The 16,375-nt window shown below is 66.0% G+C and carries 9 protein-coding genes and 1 pseudogene (1 of these 10 running past the window's edge); 6 read left to right on the forward strand and 4 right to left on the reverse strand.

Going from position 1 to position 16,375, the window contains the following annotated elements; genetic code table 11:
• Window positions 1-7,403: pseudogene (locus tag CBI38_RS40935) on the forward strand (non-ribosomal peptide synthase/polyketide synthase); it begins 22,105 nt to the left of the window's first position.
• A gap of 430 nt (window positions 7,404-7,833) precedes the next feature.
• Here the strand turns inward: CBI38_RS40935 and CBI38_RS14030 are convergent.
• The gene (locus CBI38_RS14030) at window positions 7,834-8,502 is read right to left on the reverse strand and encodes a TetR family transcriptional regulator (RefSeq protein ID WP_109329673.1); all 669 of its coding nucleotides are present in this window, start codon (window positions 8,500-8,502) and stop codon (window positions 7,834-7,836) included.
• 61 nt (window positions 8,503-8,563) lie between these two features.
• Between CBI38_RS14030 and CBI38_RS14035 the strand changes: the two genes are divergently transcribed.
• On the forward strand, window positions 8,564-9,058 hold the full coding sequence (locus tag CBI38_RS14035) for an FBP domain-containing protein (protein ID WP_109335077.1): 495 nt from the start codon (window positions 8,564-8,566) through the stop codon (window positions 9,056-9,058).
• A 719-nt stretch (window positions 9,059-9,777) separates the two neighbouring features.
• Here CBI38_RS14035 and CBI38_RS37835 read toward each other — a convergent pair.
• Complete coding sequence (locus tag CBI38_RS37835) at window positions 9,778-10,143, reverse strand: hypothetical protein (RefSeq protein WP_162603219.1); 366 nt, start codon at window positions 10,141-10,143, stop codon at window positions 9,778-9,780.
• Window positions 10,144-11,289: 1,146 nt separating this feature from the next.
• Here CBI38_RS37835 and CBI38_RS14050 point away from each other — a divergent pair.
• From CBI38_RS14050 to CBI38_RS14065, 4 genes are all read left to right on the forward strand, one after another.
• Entirely contained in the window at window positions 11,290-11,889 is a 600-nt protein-coding gene (locus CBI38_RS14050; RefSeq protein WP_109329675.1) for a DNA-binding protein, read from the forward strand.
• A 9-nt stretch (window positions 11,890-11,898) separates the two neighbouring features.
• Window positions 11,899-12,534: an RES family NAD+ phosphorylase gene (locus CBI38_RS14055; protein ID WP_418328336.1), complete on the forward strand. Its 636-nt coding sequence runs from the start codon at window positions 11,899-11,901 to the stop codon at window positions 12,532-12,534.
• A 699-nt stretch (window positions 12,535-13,233) separates the two neighbouring features.
• Window positions 13,234-14,574 (forward strand): potassium channel family protein, encoded by a 1,341-nt coding sequence (locus CBI38_RS14060; protein WP_109329679.1) that lies wholly within the window; start codon window positions 13,234-13,236, stop codon window positions 14,572-14,574.
• 119 nt (window positions 14,575-14,693) lie between these two features.
• On the forward strand, window positions 14,694-15,005 hold the full coding sequence (locus CBI38_RS14065; RefSeq protein WP_109329681.1) for a hypothetical protein: 312 nt from the start codon (window positions 14,694-14,696) through the stop codon (window positions 15,003-15,005).
• A gap of 76 nt (window positions 15,006-15,081) precedes the next feature.
• Here the strand turns inward: CBI38_RS14065 and CBI38_RS40115 are convergent, their stop codons facing one another.
• Together CBI38_RS40115 and CBI38_RS14070 are read right to left on the reverse strand one after the other, a co-directional pair.
• Window positions 15,082-15,207, reverse strand: coding sequence for a hypothetical protein (locus CBI38_RS40115; RefSeq protein ID WP_257792478.1), 126 nt, complete (start codon window positions 15,205-15,207; stop codon window positions 15,082-15,084).
• 87 nt (window positions 15,208-15,294) lie between these two features.
• A complete protein-coding gene (locus tag CBI38_RS14070; RefSeq protein ID WP_109329683.1) occupies window positions 15,295-15,969 on the reverse strand; it encodes an esterase/lipase family protein in 675 nt (224 codons plus the stop codon).
• Between the last annotated feature and the right edge of the window lie 406 nt (window positions 15,970-16,375).

Here is a 16,375-nt window from a genome sequence, read left to right on the forward strand (position 1 = left end):
TCTTCGACCTCGGCGGCAACTCCCTGCTGGCCACGCAGGTGGTGTCGCGGATCAACGCCGCTCTCGACGTGCACGTCGGCGTCCGCGAGATCTTCGAAGCGCCGACGGTCGCGGCGCTCGCGGCCCGTCTCACCGAGTCCGCCCGCCAGGGTGTGCGCCGCCCGCCGCTCGTCGCCGGGCCCCGCCCTGAGCACATTCCGCTGTCACTCGCCCAGCAGCGAATGTGGTTCATCAACCAGTTCGACACGGCGTCGCCCGCCTACAACCTCCCGATCGCGCTGCGGTTGACGGGGGAGTTCGACCTACCCGCGATGCGCGCCGCTGTCGCCGATCTGGTGGGCCGGCACGAATCGCTGCGCACCGTCTACCCCGACTCCGAATCCGGTCCCCATCAGGTTGTCGTCGACGACGTGGGCGCGGTACCCGATCTGACCCCGATTTCCGAGCATCCCGACGACGTGCTCGAGCGGGTAATCGACTTCGTGACGACCGGATTCGACGTCACCGCAGAGGTGCCGCTGCGCGCCCGCATCTACCGCGTCGCCGCCGACGACCACGTCCTGGTCATGGTGGCTCATCACATCTCCGGTGACGGATGGTCGCTGGCACCGCTCGCGCGGGACGTCATGCTGGCCTACACCGCACGGGCCGAGGGGCACGTGCCCCAGTGGTCGCCGTTGCCGGTGCAATACGCCGACTACAGTCTGTGGCAACGGGAACTGCTCGGTGACGAGACTGATCCCGAATCTCTTGCCAACGAACAGATTACGTACTGGAAGTCCGCGCTGGCGGGAATACCGGACCGGCTCTCGCTGCCGACCGACCGGCCCCGGCCCGCGGTGGCGTCGAATCTCGGCGCGCACGTCACGTTCACGATCGATGCCGACACCCACACCGCGCTGCTCGCGGTGGCGCGCCGTCAGAACGCCTCGCTGTTCATGGTCATGCACACCGCCCTCACGGTGCTGCTGGCGCGGTTGAGCAACGACACCGACATCGCGGTGGGCGCACCTGTCGCCGGGCGCGGTGACCAATTCCTCGACGAGCTGGTCGGGATGTTCGTCAACACGCTGGTGCTGCGCACCTCTGTCGAGCTGGGTGGTTCGTTCGCCGACAATCTCGCTGCCGCGCGAGCAACAGACCTCGGCGCGTTCGCGCACTCCGACATTCCGTTCGAACGGCTTGTCGAGGTGCTGAACCCCGCCCGCACCCGGGCGCACCACCCGCTGTTCCAGGTGGCGTTCTCGTTCCAGAACCTCGCCCGGACCGCCCTCGAACTCCCCGGACTGCACGTCGAGGGCCTCGACGTGCCGAGTGCCATCTCCAACTTCGATCTGCATCTGACGTTGTCGGAAACCTACGACCACGATCGGAACCCGGACGTGATCGAGGCGCAGTTCACCTATGCCACCGACTTGTTCGACGAGTCGACGGTGCAGTCCTTCGCGGACCGGTTCCTGCGGATTCTGGGATCGGTCGCCGGAGATGCCGATGTCGTGGTCGGTGGTATCGACCTCCTCGACGGCGCGGAGAAGGTGCGAATTCTCGGTGGATTCAACGACACCGCCGCTGAACTGCCGGCCGCCACACTGGTCGACCTGTTCTCCGCGCAGGTGGCGCGCACACCCGACGCGGTCGCGCTGTCCTTCGACGGCGTCGACCTGACCTATGCGGAGTTCGACCGCCGCGTCGGCGTGCTCGCCCGGCACCTCGCCGATCGTGGGGTGGGCCCGGAATCGGTGGTGGGGCTGGCGATGAACCGGTCCGTCGAACTTCTGGTCGGGATGTACGCCATCCTGCGCGCCGGTGGTGCCTACCTGCCGATCGACCTCACCCACCCCGCGGACCGCCTCGCCTACGTTCTCGACGTCGCGGCACCGGTCTGCATTCTCACGACGTCCTCGGACGGTTTCGTCGCCGGCGGCGTGCCCACCATCGAGATCGACGGGTCCTTCCTCGACACGCCGATAGCGTTCGACGCGCCGAACCTCGCGGCGCCGCGACCGGAGAACACCGCCTACCTCATCTTCACCTCCGGCTCCACCGGCCGACCCAAGGGTGTTGCGGTACCCCATGCCGCCATCGTGAACCAGCTGCTGTGGAAACAGCACCAGTACCCGCTCGACACCACCGACGCCGTGGTCCAGAAGACACCGGTCACCTTCGACCTCTCGGTGTGGGAACTGTTCTGGCCGCTCGTCTCGGGGGCGCGGTTGGTGATCGCCCGACCGGACGGCCACCGTGATCCGGCGTATCTGGCCGACCTCATGCGCGAACAACAGGTCACCGCAGCGCATTTCGTTCCATCCTTGCTCGAGGCGTTCCTTGCGACACCGGGTGCGGCGCAGCAGCCTGCCCTGCGACGTGTGCTGTGCATCGGCGAGGCCCTGCCCCCCGACCTCGCCGCCCGCGCCCGCAGCGCGTTTGGCTCGGCCGTTGCGCTGCACAACCTGTACGGGCCGACCGAGGCCGCGGTGTCGGTCACCTCCTGGCAGCACAGCGTCGACGATCGCGACAGCGTTCCCATCGGCACCCCCGCCTGGAACACGCAGGCGTTCGTGCTGGATGGGCGTCTGCAGCCGGTTCCGCTCGGGGTAGCCGGCGAGCTGTATCTCGCCGGTGACCAGCTGGCCCGCGGGTATGTCGCCCGGCCCGAGCTCACCGCGGAGCGTTTCGTCGCCAACCCGTTCGGAGCGGCCGGCTCCCGGTTGTACCGGACCGGTGACGTGGTTCGCTGGCGCCTGCGCGGCACCGAGGGCGTGCTCGACTACCTCGAGCGCTCCGACTTCCAGGTGAAGGTACGCGGATTCCGGATCGAACTCGGCGAGATCGAGTCGGCGCTGAGCGGATGCCCCGGCGTGCAGCAGGCCGTCGTCGTCGCGCATCAGGACCCGACGACCGGAACGGCTCTGGTCGGATACGCCGTGCCCGAGGATGGCGCGACCCTCGTCGTCGCAGACGTGCTGGCGGACGTGGCCCGTCGAGTGCCGGACTACATGGTGCCCGCGGCGCTCGTCGTCCTGGATGCCCTGCCCCTGACCGCCAACGGAAAACTCGACCGCAAGGCGCTGCCAGTACCGGAATTCGGGACCGCGCACGACGAGTACCGGGCCCCGGAAACAGATATGGAGGCCGCTGTCGCCGCGGCATTCGGGGACGTGCTCGGGGTCGAACGCGTCGGCGCCGACGCGAGCTTCTTCGAACTCGGCGGCAACTCGCTGGTCGCCACCCGGGTGGTGGCGCGGCTGTCCGAAACCCTGGGACGCCGGGTAGAGATCCGCACACTCTTCGAGGCCCCGACGGTGGCCGGCCTCGCTAGGCTGCTCGAGTCGACGGAGAACGCCGACGCCGACCGTCCGCGCCTCGCACCGGCCGAACGCCCCGCACGCATCCCGCTGTCGTCGGCGCAGCGCCGGATGTGGTTCCTCAACCGGCTCGACCCGGACTCGGCCGCCGACAACATTCCGGTGGCGGTGCACCTGTCCGGGTCGCTCGACGTGGACGCGCTGCAACACGCGGTCACCGACGTCGTCGGCCGCCACGAGTCGCTGCGGACGGTGTATCCGGATTCCCCGGAAGGGCCGCACCAGATGATCCTGCCCGTCGACCAGGTCGGGGGTGAACTGTCCGTGGTCAGCGCCGACGCAACGGAGCTGGCCGGGCTGATCGCCGCAGTGGCCACGACCGGGTTCGACGTCACCGCCGAGGTCCCGTTTCGAGTGCGAATCTTCCGGTTGTCCGACACCGAGCATGTGCTGGCGCTCGTCGTGCACCACATCTCCGGCGACGGCTGGTCGATGGCACCGATGGTGCGGGACGTGATGACGGCGTACGCGGCCCGCTCGGCGGGTGCCGCACCGCAGTGGTCGCCGCTGCCGGTGCAGTACGCGGATTACGCGTTGTGGCAGCGGGATCTGCTCGGCGACGAGTCGGATCCGACCTCGCTGGCGGCGCAGCAGTTGGCGTTCTGGACCCGCACCCTGGCGGGTGCCCCCGACCAGCTGAATCTGCCCACCGACCGGCCACGTCCGGCTGTGTCGTCGTACCGGGGTCGGAGCATCGACTTCCTCGTTCCGGCCGCCCTGCACCACGGCCTCCACCAGACGGCGCGGGACGCGAACGCCACCCTGTTCATGGTGGTGCATTCGGCCCTCGCGGTGTTGCTGAGCCGGCTCGCCGGGACGAGCGACATCGCGATCGGCACCCCGGTCGCCGGCCGCGGCGAGCGCGTACTCGACGACCTGATCGGCATGTTCGTCAACACCCTGGTGTTGCGACAGCAGGTCGACGGCGCACGCACCTTCGCCGAGTTCGTCGCAGACATCCGCGACACCGACCTGGCCGCATTCGCCCACGCGGATGTCCCCTTCGAGCGTCTCGTCGAAGTGATCAATCCCGCGCGGTCCACCGGGCGGCACCCGCTGTTCCAGGTGATGCTCACCTTCCAGAACCTCGACCAGGAAACCCTCGAGCTGGGGGATCTGGCGGTGAGCGGTGTCGACCTCGACGTCGACCTGGCCAAGTTCGATCTGCAGCTGACGCTGATGGAACGCGTCGACGCCGACGGCCGCGCGGACGGGATCACCGCCCGGCTCACCTACGCCTGCGATCTCTTCGACGAATCGACCGTGCACGTCTTCGGTGAGCGCTTCCTGCAAGTGCTGGCATCCGCCGTCGACGATCCGGGTGTTCCGGTCGGCGACATCGACGTCCTCGGCGCCGGTGAACGGAAGCAGATCGTCGGCACCAACGCGACGTCGCACGACGTCCTGGCGGGAACCCTGCCGTCGCTCTTCGGTGCGCAGGTCGCCGCCACCCCGGACCGGACCGCCCTGGTCTTCGACGGGGAGGAGTTGACGTACGCCGAGTTCGACGCGCGCGCGAACGCGCTCGCGCGCCGACTGATCGAGCAGGGGGTGGGCCCCGAATCGGTGGTCGCAGTTGCCATGCGCCGCTCCGTCGAATTGCTGGTGTCGATCTACGCCGTCGGAAAGGCCGGCGGCGCCTACCTTCCCGTCGACCCCGATCACCCGGCCGAACGCACGGCCTCGGTGCTCGAGACGGCGGCACCGGTGTGTGTGCTCGTCGACGGTGAGACCGTGGATACCGCGGTGCCCGTCATCGACATCGCCGCCGAGGATTTCACCGGATACAGCCGGGCCGTCGTCACCGACCGGGAACGGCTGGCGCCGCTGTCGTCGGCGAACACCGCGTACGTCATCTTCACGTCAGGATCGACCGGCCGGCCCAAGGGCGTCGCCGTCACTCACGGTGCGATCGTGAACCGGCTGCTCTGGATGCAGCACGAATACGGACTCACCGCCGAAGACGTCGTTCTGCAGAAGACACCGGTCACGTTCGACGTGTCGGTGTGGGAATTGTTCTGGCCGCTGCAGGTGGGCGCCGGCCTGGTGATCGCCGCACCCGACGGGCACCGCGATCCGCGGTATCTGTCCAGGCTCGTCCGGGAACGGCAGGTGACGACCATTCACTTCGTGCCGTCGATGCTTTCCGTCTTCCTCGCCGAACCCTCTGCCGCCCAGTGTGAGTCGCTACGATTGGTGTTCTGTTCGGGTGAGGCTCTCACCCCGGAGCAGGCGCAGCGGTTCCGGTCGGTCAGTGGGGCGGACCTGCACAATCTGTACGGCCCCACGGAGGCGGCCGTCGACGTAACCTACTGGGCCACAAGTGCCGCCGACCTCCACGCGGTGCCCATCGGGCGTCCTGTGTGGAACACCCAGCTCCACGTCCTCGATGCGCGGTTGCATCCGGTGCCCAACGGTGTGGTGGGGGAGTTGTACCTGGCTGGAGACCAGCTGGCGCGCGGCTATCTCCGGCGGCCGGACCTGTCGGCGGACCGCTTCGTCGCCAACCCCTACACGCCGGGGGCACGCATGTACCGGACCGGTGACCTCGTGCGACGCCGGGGCGGTGGAGCGCTGGAGTATCTGGGCCGCAGCGACTTCCAGGTGAAGCTGCGCGGCCAGCGCATCGAACTCGGCGAAATCGAAACAGCCCTCGAAGCGCATCCGGACGTCAACCAGGCGGTGGTGGTCGTGCACCGCGACTCCCGTGGGGACGAGGCACTGATCGCGTACCTGGTGCGAGGGCACTCACCGAGTTCACCCGACGTGCGCGCCCACCTGTCCGCGCGGCTCCCGTCGTACATGATTCCGGCGCACATCGTCGAACTCGGCGCCCTCCCGCTGTCGCCGAACGGCAAACTCGACCGCGCCGCGCTGCCCCTACCGGAGCTGTCCTCGGCTGCCGTCGAATACGCGGCGCCTCGCACCGCGGCCGAGAAAATGGTTGCCCGCGTCTTCGAGGAAGTGCTCGGCCTGGAACGGGTGGGCCGCACGGACAACTTCTTCGATCTGGGCGGCAACTCGCTGATCGCGACCCGTGTCGCCTCCGCACTCGCCGATGAACTGGCAAGCGACTTTCCGCTTCAGTGGATGTTCACCGACCCCACGCCGCAGTCGCTGGGGGAGCGGATCGCGAAGTCGACGGCGGACGGTGTCCTCGACACCGGTGCGTCCCTCGACGTCCTCCTGCCGATCCGCACCCGCGGAGCGGCGGAACCGCTGTTCTGCGTTCACCCCTTCATCGGGCTCGCGTGGAGTTACGCCGGGTTGAGTGGGCACCTGACCCAGGATCGGCCGATCTACGGGCTGCAGTCCCCGGCACTCACCGAGGACGAGGCGCCGCTCGCGTCGATCACCGAGTTCGCCGCGCGGTATGTGCGCGAGATCCGCTCAATTCAGCCCCACGGCCCCTATCACCTGCTCGGATGGTCCCTCGGTGGGGTGATCGCCCAGGAAATGGCCGTGCAGCTGCAGGCGGCCGGCGAGATCGTCCGACTCCTCGGGATGCTCGACAGTTACGTCGGGCTCGAGCGCAGTGCGAGCACCGAGAACCCCGCTACCGTGGCGGACCTCCTGGGCGGCTTCGGTCTCGAACTGCCCACGACGGGCGGATTCGACGAGCTCGCGGCGGACGGCATATTCGACGCAGAGCGAGCCGCAGCGCTCCTCGGGGCGATCGGGGGACCGCTGGCGAGCCTCACCGCGCCGCAACTCGCCCGTATCTACGCAAACGCGCAGCGGGCGCCGGAGCTGATCGATCGGCACCAGCCGCGGATGTTCGACGGCGACCTCGTATTCTTCACTGCTGCACTGGACGACGGATTCCACGTCGATCCGGTGACGTGCTGGAAGCCTCACGTCGGCGGCGGCATTCACGAGCACCCCGTCGACGCGACGCACTGGACGATGACGACGCCGGAGGCGCTCGCGGTGATCGGGCCGCGCCTCGCGACACCCGGTCCGATGCGTGATGCCATCAGCGGACCCGATGGCAACGACCCGGACGACAGCGAGGAACGGCAGCCGTCCGTCCGCTAGGTGAGAGTGCCCGAAAGTCTGCCGCTCCGTGGGGCAGGTCCTGCTCGCCGACCAGTGCATACCCGTGGGTTCCGGAAACGAGGGGCATGCCAACAACCGGCGCAATTTCGACGAGGGCTCAGCGGCTTTCCATTGAGACCGACAGGTCCTCGAACCGGACTGGCGGATGTGCAGTGTTCGGGCACCTGCGGCATTCGCACCGAAGGCCGGCTTGGCAACCACACAGGGAAGGGCGCTTTTCGTAGTGCCACCGACAGACCCGGTTACAGAAGCGAAGAGACGAACGGCACGATCGCGATCACACACGCGGAGCGGGTAACGGCACCGCCTAGTGCCGCGATCACCGAGAGGACTGCCAGGGGGGCATGCACTTCGCGGACAAGTATTGCGGGGCCTCTCGCTGCCTCGCTTCTCTCGGTCTTCGACATTGTCAATTCGCCTCGGCCGCGGAACCGGGCACGGTAGGTGGGGTACCGGCGAGGATCTCTGCACGCGCTGCAACGACCGCGTCGTCGTGCGCGGACTGTGTAGCCGCATTGGGGCCCAGTGCGAGGTATTCCAAGAGAAGTCCGCGATGCACCGCAACGATCCGCGCAGCGATCGACCGAGCTGCCCGAGGCGGTGCCCCCGCTCTTTCGATCGCATCGGCCATTGGGGTAAGCCACTCGTCCACGGCGGGCCGGAGAAAGCTCTCACACAAACCTGGATCTCGCGCTGCTGCTGAATAGATTTCGAAGAACAGAGCAATTCGACGTCGCCCGGATGGAGCCGAAGCCTCCGCCCATGCCAGGTTCAATCCTTCGGCAATGACGTCCGCAACTGCTTCGGGTCCCGATCGCTGCTCCGACTCGGCCGCGAGGCAACGGATTCGGGAAATCAACTCGCGCGACATGTCCAGGTAGGACGCACGCACCCTGTCCACCACAGCGTCGATCAACACCTCACGGCTGCCGAAATGGTGAAGGAGATTGCGAGTTGACGTTCCGAGATCTTCAGCGAGTGGGCGCAGCGTCAGGCCGAACAAACCGTGCTCCTCGGCATATGCAGTACATCCGTCGAGCAACTCTCGGTACCTGGCGGCATCCTTGTGACGACCCATGCCGGCAATTTTATACTACGATCGGTTCATGAATCGTTCGTAGCAACAAAAGGGGATGGACATGCAGAGCCTGACGAAGAAGGAGATCCTTCGCTCCTTCGTCAACAGCTCCCAGAGCCGAATCAAGACAGTGGCCTTTCCTCCGAGCTTCGATGAGACGGAGTGGGAGGAGTTGGACTTTTACGGATGGGTCGATCCACGCTCCCCTCAACGGGCGTATCTGGTCACCACACACGCGTCCGGAGTGACTGGCATCGAACTCCGGAGGGCGAACTCCGAGGGTGCTCGTCCACGCAGCGCCATGTGCAACCTCTGCCACGCGGTACATCGTCACGGCGGGACTGCTCTTTTCACCGCGCGTAAGGCCGGCGCGTCGGGAAAGGCAGGTAACAGCATCGGCACCTACCTGTGCATCGATTTCTGCTGCTCGCTCTATGCCCGGGGCCTGAAATTCTTGCCGGACAATCAGCCCGAACATGCCCTCCCCACACAGACGCGTATAGCACAGCTATGCCATCGACTCGACGGATTCGTCGCCCGCGTTCTCACTACGTGATGAATACGCACTCCGCACGCGTATATGGTGTTCGAATCTCTTGACTCCGAGGACCACGAAGCTGGGCGGGGTGGATGGATACCGGATTATCTCCGGCTTGCGAATGCGGAAAACCCGGTCACCGTTCGCTGTGTTCTGGTTCCCGCGAGGAAAGCGAGACTTCATGGGAACGGCGCGTTGTTCCCAGTTTTCGAGTCGCACGCGAGGACGCAACGCCCTGTGAGGGCAAGAAGTGGGTCGCCACATCAGGCGTTGTTCCTGTGTGCCGGTCAGGTGGAGGTGAAACCATCGGAGTATTGCAGCGAGTCGACCAGCACATAGACCGACCAGTTCTGATACATGTAGAGCCCGAGCGTGGCGCCGAACCAGCCGAAGCATTTTCTTGTTTCGCATCAGTTCGCGCAAGGTGTATTGGGTGCCGATTTCGATGCGTACGATGGGCTCCGGCAGCGGTTTACCCGCTTGCCGAGCAATGCCTTCGAGGCCGCCATGCAATTCCACCGGCCGGCCGGAAGTTGACCCACCCAACGACGCCGAGTTGAGGACCGTGCCGCTCAGGGATCACTCGGCATTGTGGACCCGTTCGGGCCTATCACTCGAATGGTGCCGAATGAGAACGTCCTGGCCGGTTGTGAGCGTCGTGAGGACCTCGATTCATGCCGTCATCTCTTGAGACTGAATCATCGGCTCACATCAAACAGGCGTGCTGCGAACGGATCTCAGAGCGAGATGACAGCTTCGATTGCAGGCGCGGACACGTGAGCAGTAGCGGTACTCAGCCAGAACCGGACGCGGCCGAGGCCCGACGCGACATAGGCCGCGTTACCCGAGGTTTGATATCGATCCGGGCGGCTGTCCATCGGATAGACCGTGCGACTGCCCGCCGCGCCCGTATCAAGGTTCTCCCAATGCACGGTCACCGGGATAAGGCACGAGGTCAGTTCGTGCGGTACTCCTCGTAGCTCCGCGGGCACATAGAACTCTGGTGACAGCAGAATGTATGCCTCGGCACCTGGCCACCCGCTCGAAAGACCCACCGTCATAGGGATCCGGGCAACACCGCATTGACTGACGTCCTCGGCCATAGCCCATGTGTCACCAGCTTGCCCCGGCACCGGAGCGGCGGAGACCGATCCACCACCGACCACAGCGGCCGCAGAGACCGCGGCAGACGCAAACACAATCCGACCAACAGATTTCAACATCGCCCCCCATTTCGGCGAGGAAGGCTGTCCCACAGCCACTCGCATCTCCGTCAATCCATTCGAGTGGATATCACCATCTCCGAATCGATCGTTACACACTGGCGAGGGCTGACCGAAAGCACACGTTAAATGTGATTGGAGAGAGTCGGCCTACGCGGCAGGGTTCAATCATCTGCACCCTAGTCCGGATGCCACCGGTGGACGCGCTGGTTCGCGGCGGCCTCGGCGCGGGTAGTTGGTACTCACTCACAGGCAGGATCAGGCGGAGGTGATCGCCGAAGTGTGGGGGACAGGCTGGCGGGTTTACCTGAACGTGGGCAGATGGGTGCGGCTCTCGCTGCTTCCGTTGGCGGTTCGCATCGCGTCTAGCAACGATCTGATGTCGGCGGTGTGGGTCGCGGTGTCGAAGACGAACCAGACGCCGCGTGCGGGTACCGTGCCTGGGTTGTAGAACAGGTGTGGCCGGCTCGAGTCGAAGCAGAACGAGTCGCCGGGGCCCAGGTCATTTTCGTCGAAGTCGAGCCGATGATGCCCTCGCCAATCTTCCACAACCGTCGGCCGGAGGCCGCTTCCACCCATTGTCCGTCGATAAACATCTGTTTGGGAGATCGCCTTGCGTGCCATTCTCTGGGCGGCGTATCGCAACGAGTGTGCGGCTCGTACGGACCTGTGTCTTGTCCCGAGTCAGGTGGGATTCGACCACTTAATTAAGGCCTCGAACTCGGCCTCGGGGTCTCCGAAAAGTTCGGTCACAGCGGCTGCAACTTCTGTATCGGACCCTGCCGGTATCGATTTGTCGGCAGTCCCGTCATGCCGATCTGGGCGCGGGCGCCACGGCCGGTGAGCACCGGCTTTCGAGCGACCGGCGGAATCTGTCAATGTTTCCGAACAGCCGTTCTGTTCGGTCGAACGGCTCTCCAAGGTCTATGGAAAGTCGCGTAGCGCCCTAGACGGCATTTGCCCCTGCCATCAGTCCCTGGTTTGTTAACAGTGAGGTAGACTGTTAGTAACTGTTAGGAGGTGTTGATGGGCACGATCGATGACCGCTACCTCGCCGGCGACGTCGACTTCGAGGCCGCGGTGGGGGAGGCGCTCGGCACCCCGGTCTCGCGGGAAACGATGCTGCCGCTGCTGCATGCGCTGCGCCGGGGAGCGCACCCCAACGCCCAGCTCAGCGACCACGACGCCGCCTTGTACGACGCGGCCGGGTTCTCCGAGGACCCACTTGCCCCGGCCGCTGCGGCCGCCGAGCGGGAACGACGTATGCGTGAGCTGACCGCCTCCGCCAAGACGGTCGAGGAGGTGGCCCGCCTGCTTGGGGTGTCGACGTCCCGGATCCGGCAGCGGGCCGGGACGGGCAGTGTGTGGACGATCAAGGTCGGCAACAAACTGTTGCTACCTGCGGTGCAGTTCACCGGTGCGGCGATGGTGCCGAACCTCGACCGTATCCTGACGGCCCTCCCGGACGGTTTGCATCCCCTCGCGCTCGAGAGGGCCCTGACCGACCCCAGGGCCGACCTGGCTCTGGACGGGCGCCCGGTCTCGGTAATCGATTGGCTCGCCAGCGGCGGCGACGTCGAAACCGCACTAGAAGTGATCGCTCAAATCGAATGGGAGGCAGCGTAAGTGGCGAGGATGCTCCCGCACCCTCCGGCCGTCGACGACCTTTCCCACCACGGCATCCGCGATATCGAATACGCCCGGATCCCTACCACCGGGATGCTCTGGCGGGTGCACCGCACCACCAGCAGCCACGCGCTGGCCTGGAACGAGCTCCGCACCTATGGTCCGGTGCTGCGGTTCGACCCGCACCCGCTCCCGCGCGGTCACCACCCGCGGCACGGTGTCTGGTACGGAGCCACTGATGTGCACGGCGCACTCGCTGAAGCGTTCCAGGCCACCCGCACGATCGACCGGTTGGAGGAGGCGCCGTATCTGACCGGGCTGCATCCGGCCCGAGACCTGCGGCTCCTCGACGTCGGCGGGTTCGGGGCCGGCCGCTGGCCGACGCGGGTCGGTGGCACCTTCGCCCTCGATTCCGCCCCCCACGGCCTCACCCAACGGTGGGCCCGCACCATTGCTGCCGCGCACCCCGGGCTCGATGGACTGCTCTACCGGGGTCGGTTCTCAGGCGGCCCGTGTGCAGCGCTGTTCCCTCCGGCCGCCGACGCCTTCCCCGTCCGGCCGGCAACGTCGAATCCGCTCGCGCATCCCGGTCTGCAACGCCGTCTCGCCACGGCCGCGGAGGCGCTGGGCTACACCCTCGTCTGAGGTTGCGACGACCAACACGGGTGGAATCGATCTGACTCAACGGCTCAACGGCTCAACGGCTCAACCGTGCGTTTCGGGTGAGGTTAGGGCCGTGGTCAAGAAGATGTTCCGTACTCAGTTCTGACGCGGGCAATTCGTTGGCGCCGCGCCCGGTGTGCACGTACGTGTGGATGATTCGCATTGCCCTGTCGTCCGCTCGTGATGAGGTGGTTCGCTGACGATCGGGCGGTCGCGGGCAGCAGCCACCAGACCCGCGGGCCGCCACCAGGCTGTTGCCCTGGGTTGATCTACTCGAATGGAGCCGAACCCGCCACTCCCCCGAGAAAGGAGAACCCGACATCGAACGCGCTCTAGCAGAACCACTTCCATATTTCTTCGCGGCAGTGGCGAATTCGGAAAGTATCTGTGTATGCACTACCGCTCGGTGCGAATCCCAAGGGCTTGAACGGGATTACCCCTGACCTGGTTCGAATTCTCGCCTACCGCCGTGTGGCCGGCGGTGAAACGGGGCGAGAACAGAAGTGGTGACGTGCGGTGAACATCAGGTTCCGTGAGCGCGTAGTTCCGGACTTCGTGTACTGCGGTCCTGTTGCCCTACAGCCGAGCTTGCTCCGGGCTACTCGCCGGTAGAAGTTTTCGTGTGGGATCCGTGGTTTTTCTCGGGTACGCTCTCGTGATCCCGAGCCGGAAGGACCACACGTGAACGACTCATATCTCGTCATCGGCGAAACCACCGTGGCCCGACGGGTCTGTGCCTCCCTCCGCGAGAGGAACTTTCACGTACGCCATCTCGTTGCCCCCGACGACGACGAACTTCGCCTGGCGATGGCGGACGAGCCTTGCGGTATTGCCGTACTGGTGCGCGACGATGTCGTCGCGCTGCGCTACGCGCTGGCCGCGGCGCACATCTCGGCGGCGATCCCGTTGGTGGTGACTATCTTCGACCGCACGGTCGCGGACCAGTTGTCCCAGCTGCTTCCGCAGTGCGAGGTGACGTCACCGGCCGACCTCGCCGCACCGACGCTCGCCGGACCTTGTCTGGAATCCGGACTTGTCGCTGCCCGGCATGCGGGCGAGCACATGCTGACGGTCCGCATGATCGACGGCCACCCCGAGGGCGCGCACGTCGACCTGCCCCGGCGGGGCTGGTGGCGCACCGCGGCGACCGGCGCGACCGGACTGTTGCGGTCGCACGACATCGGCACGCGCATTCTGCTCGGTGGACTCGCCGGACTTCTCGTGGTCCTGTTCGCTGACTGGCTGTGGTTGATGCTCGGTCAGCACGTGGCACCGCTCGACGCGTTCAACGAGGCGGTGCGCGTGGTGACCACCGTGGGCCCGGGAACCGATAGCCACGGCAGCCCCGCCTACGCTGTGTTTTCCTCGGTGGCGATGCTGTTCACCGTCGTCTTCACGGCCATGTTTACCGCCGGGATCATCGAGCGCCTGCTCGGCCCCCGGCTGGTTGGCCTGGTGGGCAGCCGCGTCCTGCCCCGCTCAGGCCACGTCATCGTCGTGGGCCTCGGCCAGGTCGGGCTCCGGCTTTGCCGGGAACTCCAGTCGCTCGGTGTCGCGGTGGTGGGCGTCGAACGCGACCCTCAGGCCAGGAACCTGCGGCTCGTGCGGTCGATGAACATTCCGACCGTCGTCGGGCACGGCGGCGACCGTGAACTCCTCGAGCGACTGGGCGTGCGCCGCGCGCTGGCCCTGGCCGCCGTCGGCTCCGACGACCTGGACAACATCGCCGTATCCGTGGCCGCGCAGGCACTGTCACCCGGACTGCGGCTGGTCCTGCGAGCCGGTGAGCAGGAGGCGATCGCCGAGACACGGTCGTTGCTGCGGCTCGGCATCATCCGCGACGTCACCAGCCTGAGCGCCACCTACGTGGTGGCCAAGCTGATCGGCCTGCAACCGCAGGGGGTCGTGGCCAACGGCAGCCACCTCTACCTGGAGGTGCCGACGGCGGAATCGCCCGAACCCGTGTTCACCGAGCTGCCCGTGTCGCCGCGGATGAGTTGCCGGCACCTTGTCACTGCCTAACGGCTAGCGCGTCCGCTCAGAGCCGCCGGTTCGCTCGAGTCCATGATCTGAGATCTTCTGGCATGGATTGCAAATCGGGAACGCGTCGGTTGCCGTCGGTTGGTCGAGCGGCCCGGTTCGTGGCGCGTGAGATAGGTGCGGAGTGGTCGGCGGTCGGTTCATCAAGGACAGGGGCTGGTGGAGACGACGACGGCACGCAGCTACGCAAGTACGACCGGGTGCGGCGCCGCGAAAGCCAGTGGTCGAACGACAACTACCGGGCGTTGACGGTCGATCATTCTCTGCGCACCGTGCACCTCCGCCGCGACTCGGCAATGGGAATATCACCGGACGGTCTACTGGGACTGCGCTGGTCAGCGAGTTCGGTCAACGGTCAGCTCTCGGGACGTGCGGTTCGGGTTCCTCTATCGGAGCCGGACTACCGGGACTGAGAACCCAGAAAGGATCGCGGCGCCACCCAGAAACGTTCTGCCACACACACGTCCGGCTCATCGTGCGCGCCGACACTCATTGCAGCAGTTTCTCGTACGCGCGGCGGTCGATGAGAGCGCCTTCGAAGGCCGCGGCGACGAGCCACCAGGTCCGCCGGCGTACCAGCGTGCCACCCACTACCGACAGCTGGATTGGACCCACCTGATGGTGCCCGGGAAGGTGGGCAGTGGGGAGTCCGGGGTTGTGTACCGAAACTGCGGTACGCGATTCCGGTCCACACCGGCGGTGCTACCGGACGAAGTCGCGGACCTGACCGTAGATCGTGGAGTTCTCGAGTATTCCGTTGTGGGTGAGGCATCCTGTCTGCCTGTTGGTCGCACCGGCAAGGGAAACGCTTGAGTCGGGGTTGATCACCGTGTCGCAGGGCGACCACCACGTTCCGTAGGCGGGCGCACCGGGCGTCTCGTCTCCGGAATTGAGACTCGTCAGATACGCCGAGCCGATCCGCATTTCGGTGCAGGAAGCGGTAAAGCAACCGTTCGAGGTGTCAGTGCCGTGGTTGGGGCCCGCGAGGGAGATCCAATCGTCGATTTTGGTGGCGCCACTGAGGTTCTTGGCGTAATACCGGGTGGACAATCCGCCCATCGAGTGTGTGACGACGTCCACCTTGGCGGCGCCGGTGATGCGGAGAATGTCGTCGACCTTCGCCTCCACCTGTGCGGCGGTCGTGACATTGGATTGATTGGAGTTGTACGACCAGTTGTAGAGCTCGGCGTCGGTCCATCCGTCTGCCTTGAATGCCGCGATCATGGTGTTCCACTGCGAAGAGCTGCCCTGCCATCCATGCACGAAGAGGATGGGATCGTGCCCGGTCGCGTGAGCGGGTGCCAAGGGTGCGATCAGCAACGACACCGCGACCAGGCCGACGGCGGCGAACAGACGCGAGAGTAGAACACGAGGCATGTAGGGCTCCACTTGTAGAAAACTGATAAGGACTGGCGATGTTAATCACCGGTAACTTAGCCGCTGGCGCAGCGGCGTGGAGCGTTTTGGCCACACTCGTTCATGGGGACCAGGCAGGGTGAATGTAACCCTGCGGCAACAGATACCACCTCCACGCCATGGTCTCGCCGACGCGGTTCTCACTCCCGGCATCGGAGGGACTTCACAGGCTCGATCCAGCTCACGTACCCGTCATTGTCGAAGTCGGCAATCTACGCTGTGAGAAGTGGAATTCCGGCCGGAACCGCGCGGGCCACTCCCTCACCTCGGAGGCAGCGCACTGCGCGATCGCCGAACCAAGGACGACTTCCTCGCTCGAGGGCGCGAACATCTTGACGGCGGCGGGTTCCATCTCGCATTGGACGGT

Origin of the sequence: Rhodococcus oxybenzonivorans, from assembly GCF_003130705.1 — a bacterium.
GTDB classification, from domain to species: Bacteria; Actinomycetota; Actinomycetes; order Mycobacteriales; family Mycobacteriaceae; genus Rhodococcus_F; species Rhodococcus_F oxybenzonivorans.

Bases quoted from the DNA above. Each gene is read 5' to 3' on its own strand.
- CBI38_RS37835 (WP_162603219.1), bottom strand. From the start codon at position 10,143: ATGGCCGAGGACGTCAGTCAATGCGGTGTTGCCCGGATCCCTATGACG.
- CBI38_RS14070 (WP_109329683.1), bottom strand. From the start codon at position 15,969: ATGCCTCGTGTTCTACTCTCGCGTCTGTTCGCCGCCGTCGGCCTGGTC.
- CBI38_RS14050 (WP_109329675.1), top strand. From the start codon at position 11,290: ATGGGCACGATCGATGACCGCTACCTCGCCGGCGACGTCGACTTCGAG.
- CBI38_RS14035 (WP_109335077.1), top strand. From the start codon at position 8,564: ATGCAGAGCCTGACGAAGAAGGAGATCCTTCGCTCCTTCGTCAACAGC.
- CBI38_RS14030 (WP_109329673.1), bottom strand. From the start codon at position 8,502: ATGGGTCGTCACAAGGATGCCGCCAGGTACCGAGAGTTGCTCGACGGA.
- CBI38_RS14055 (WP_418328336.1), top strand. From the start codon at position 11,899: ATGCTCCCGCACCCTCCGGCCGTCGACGACCTTTCCCACCACGGCATC.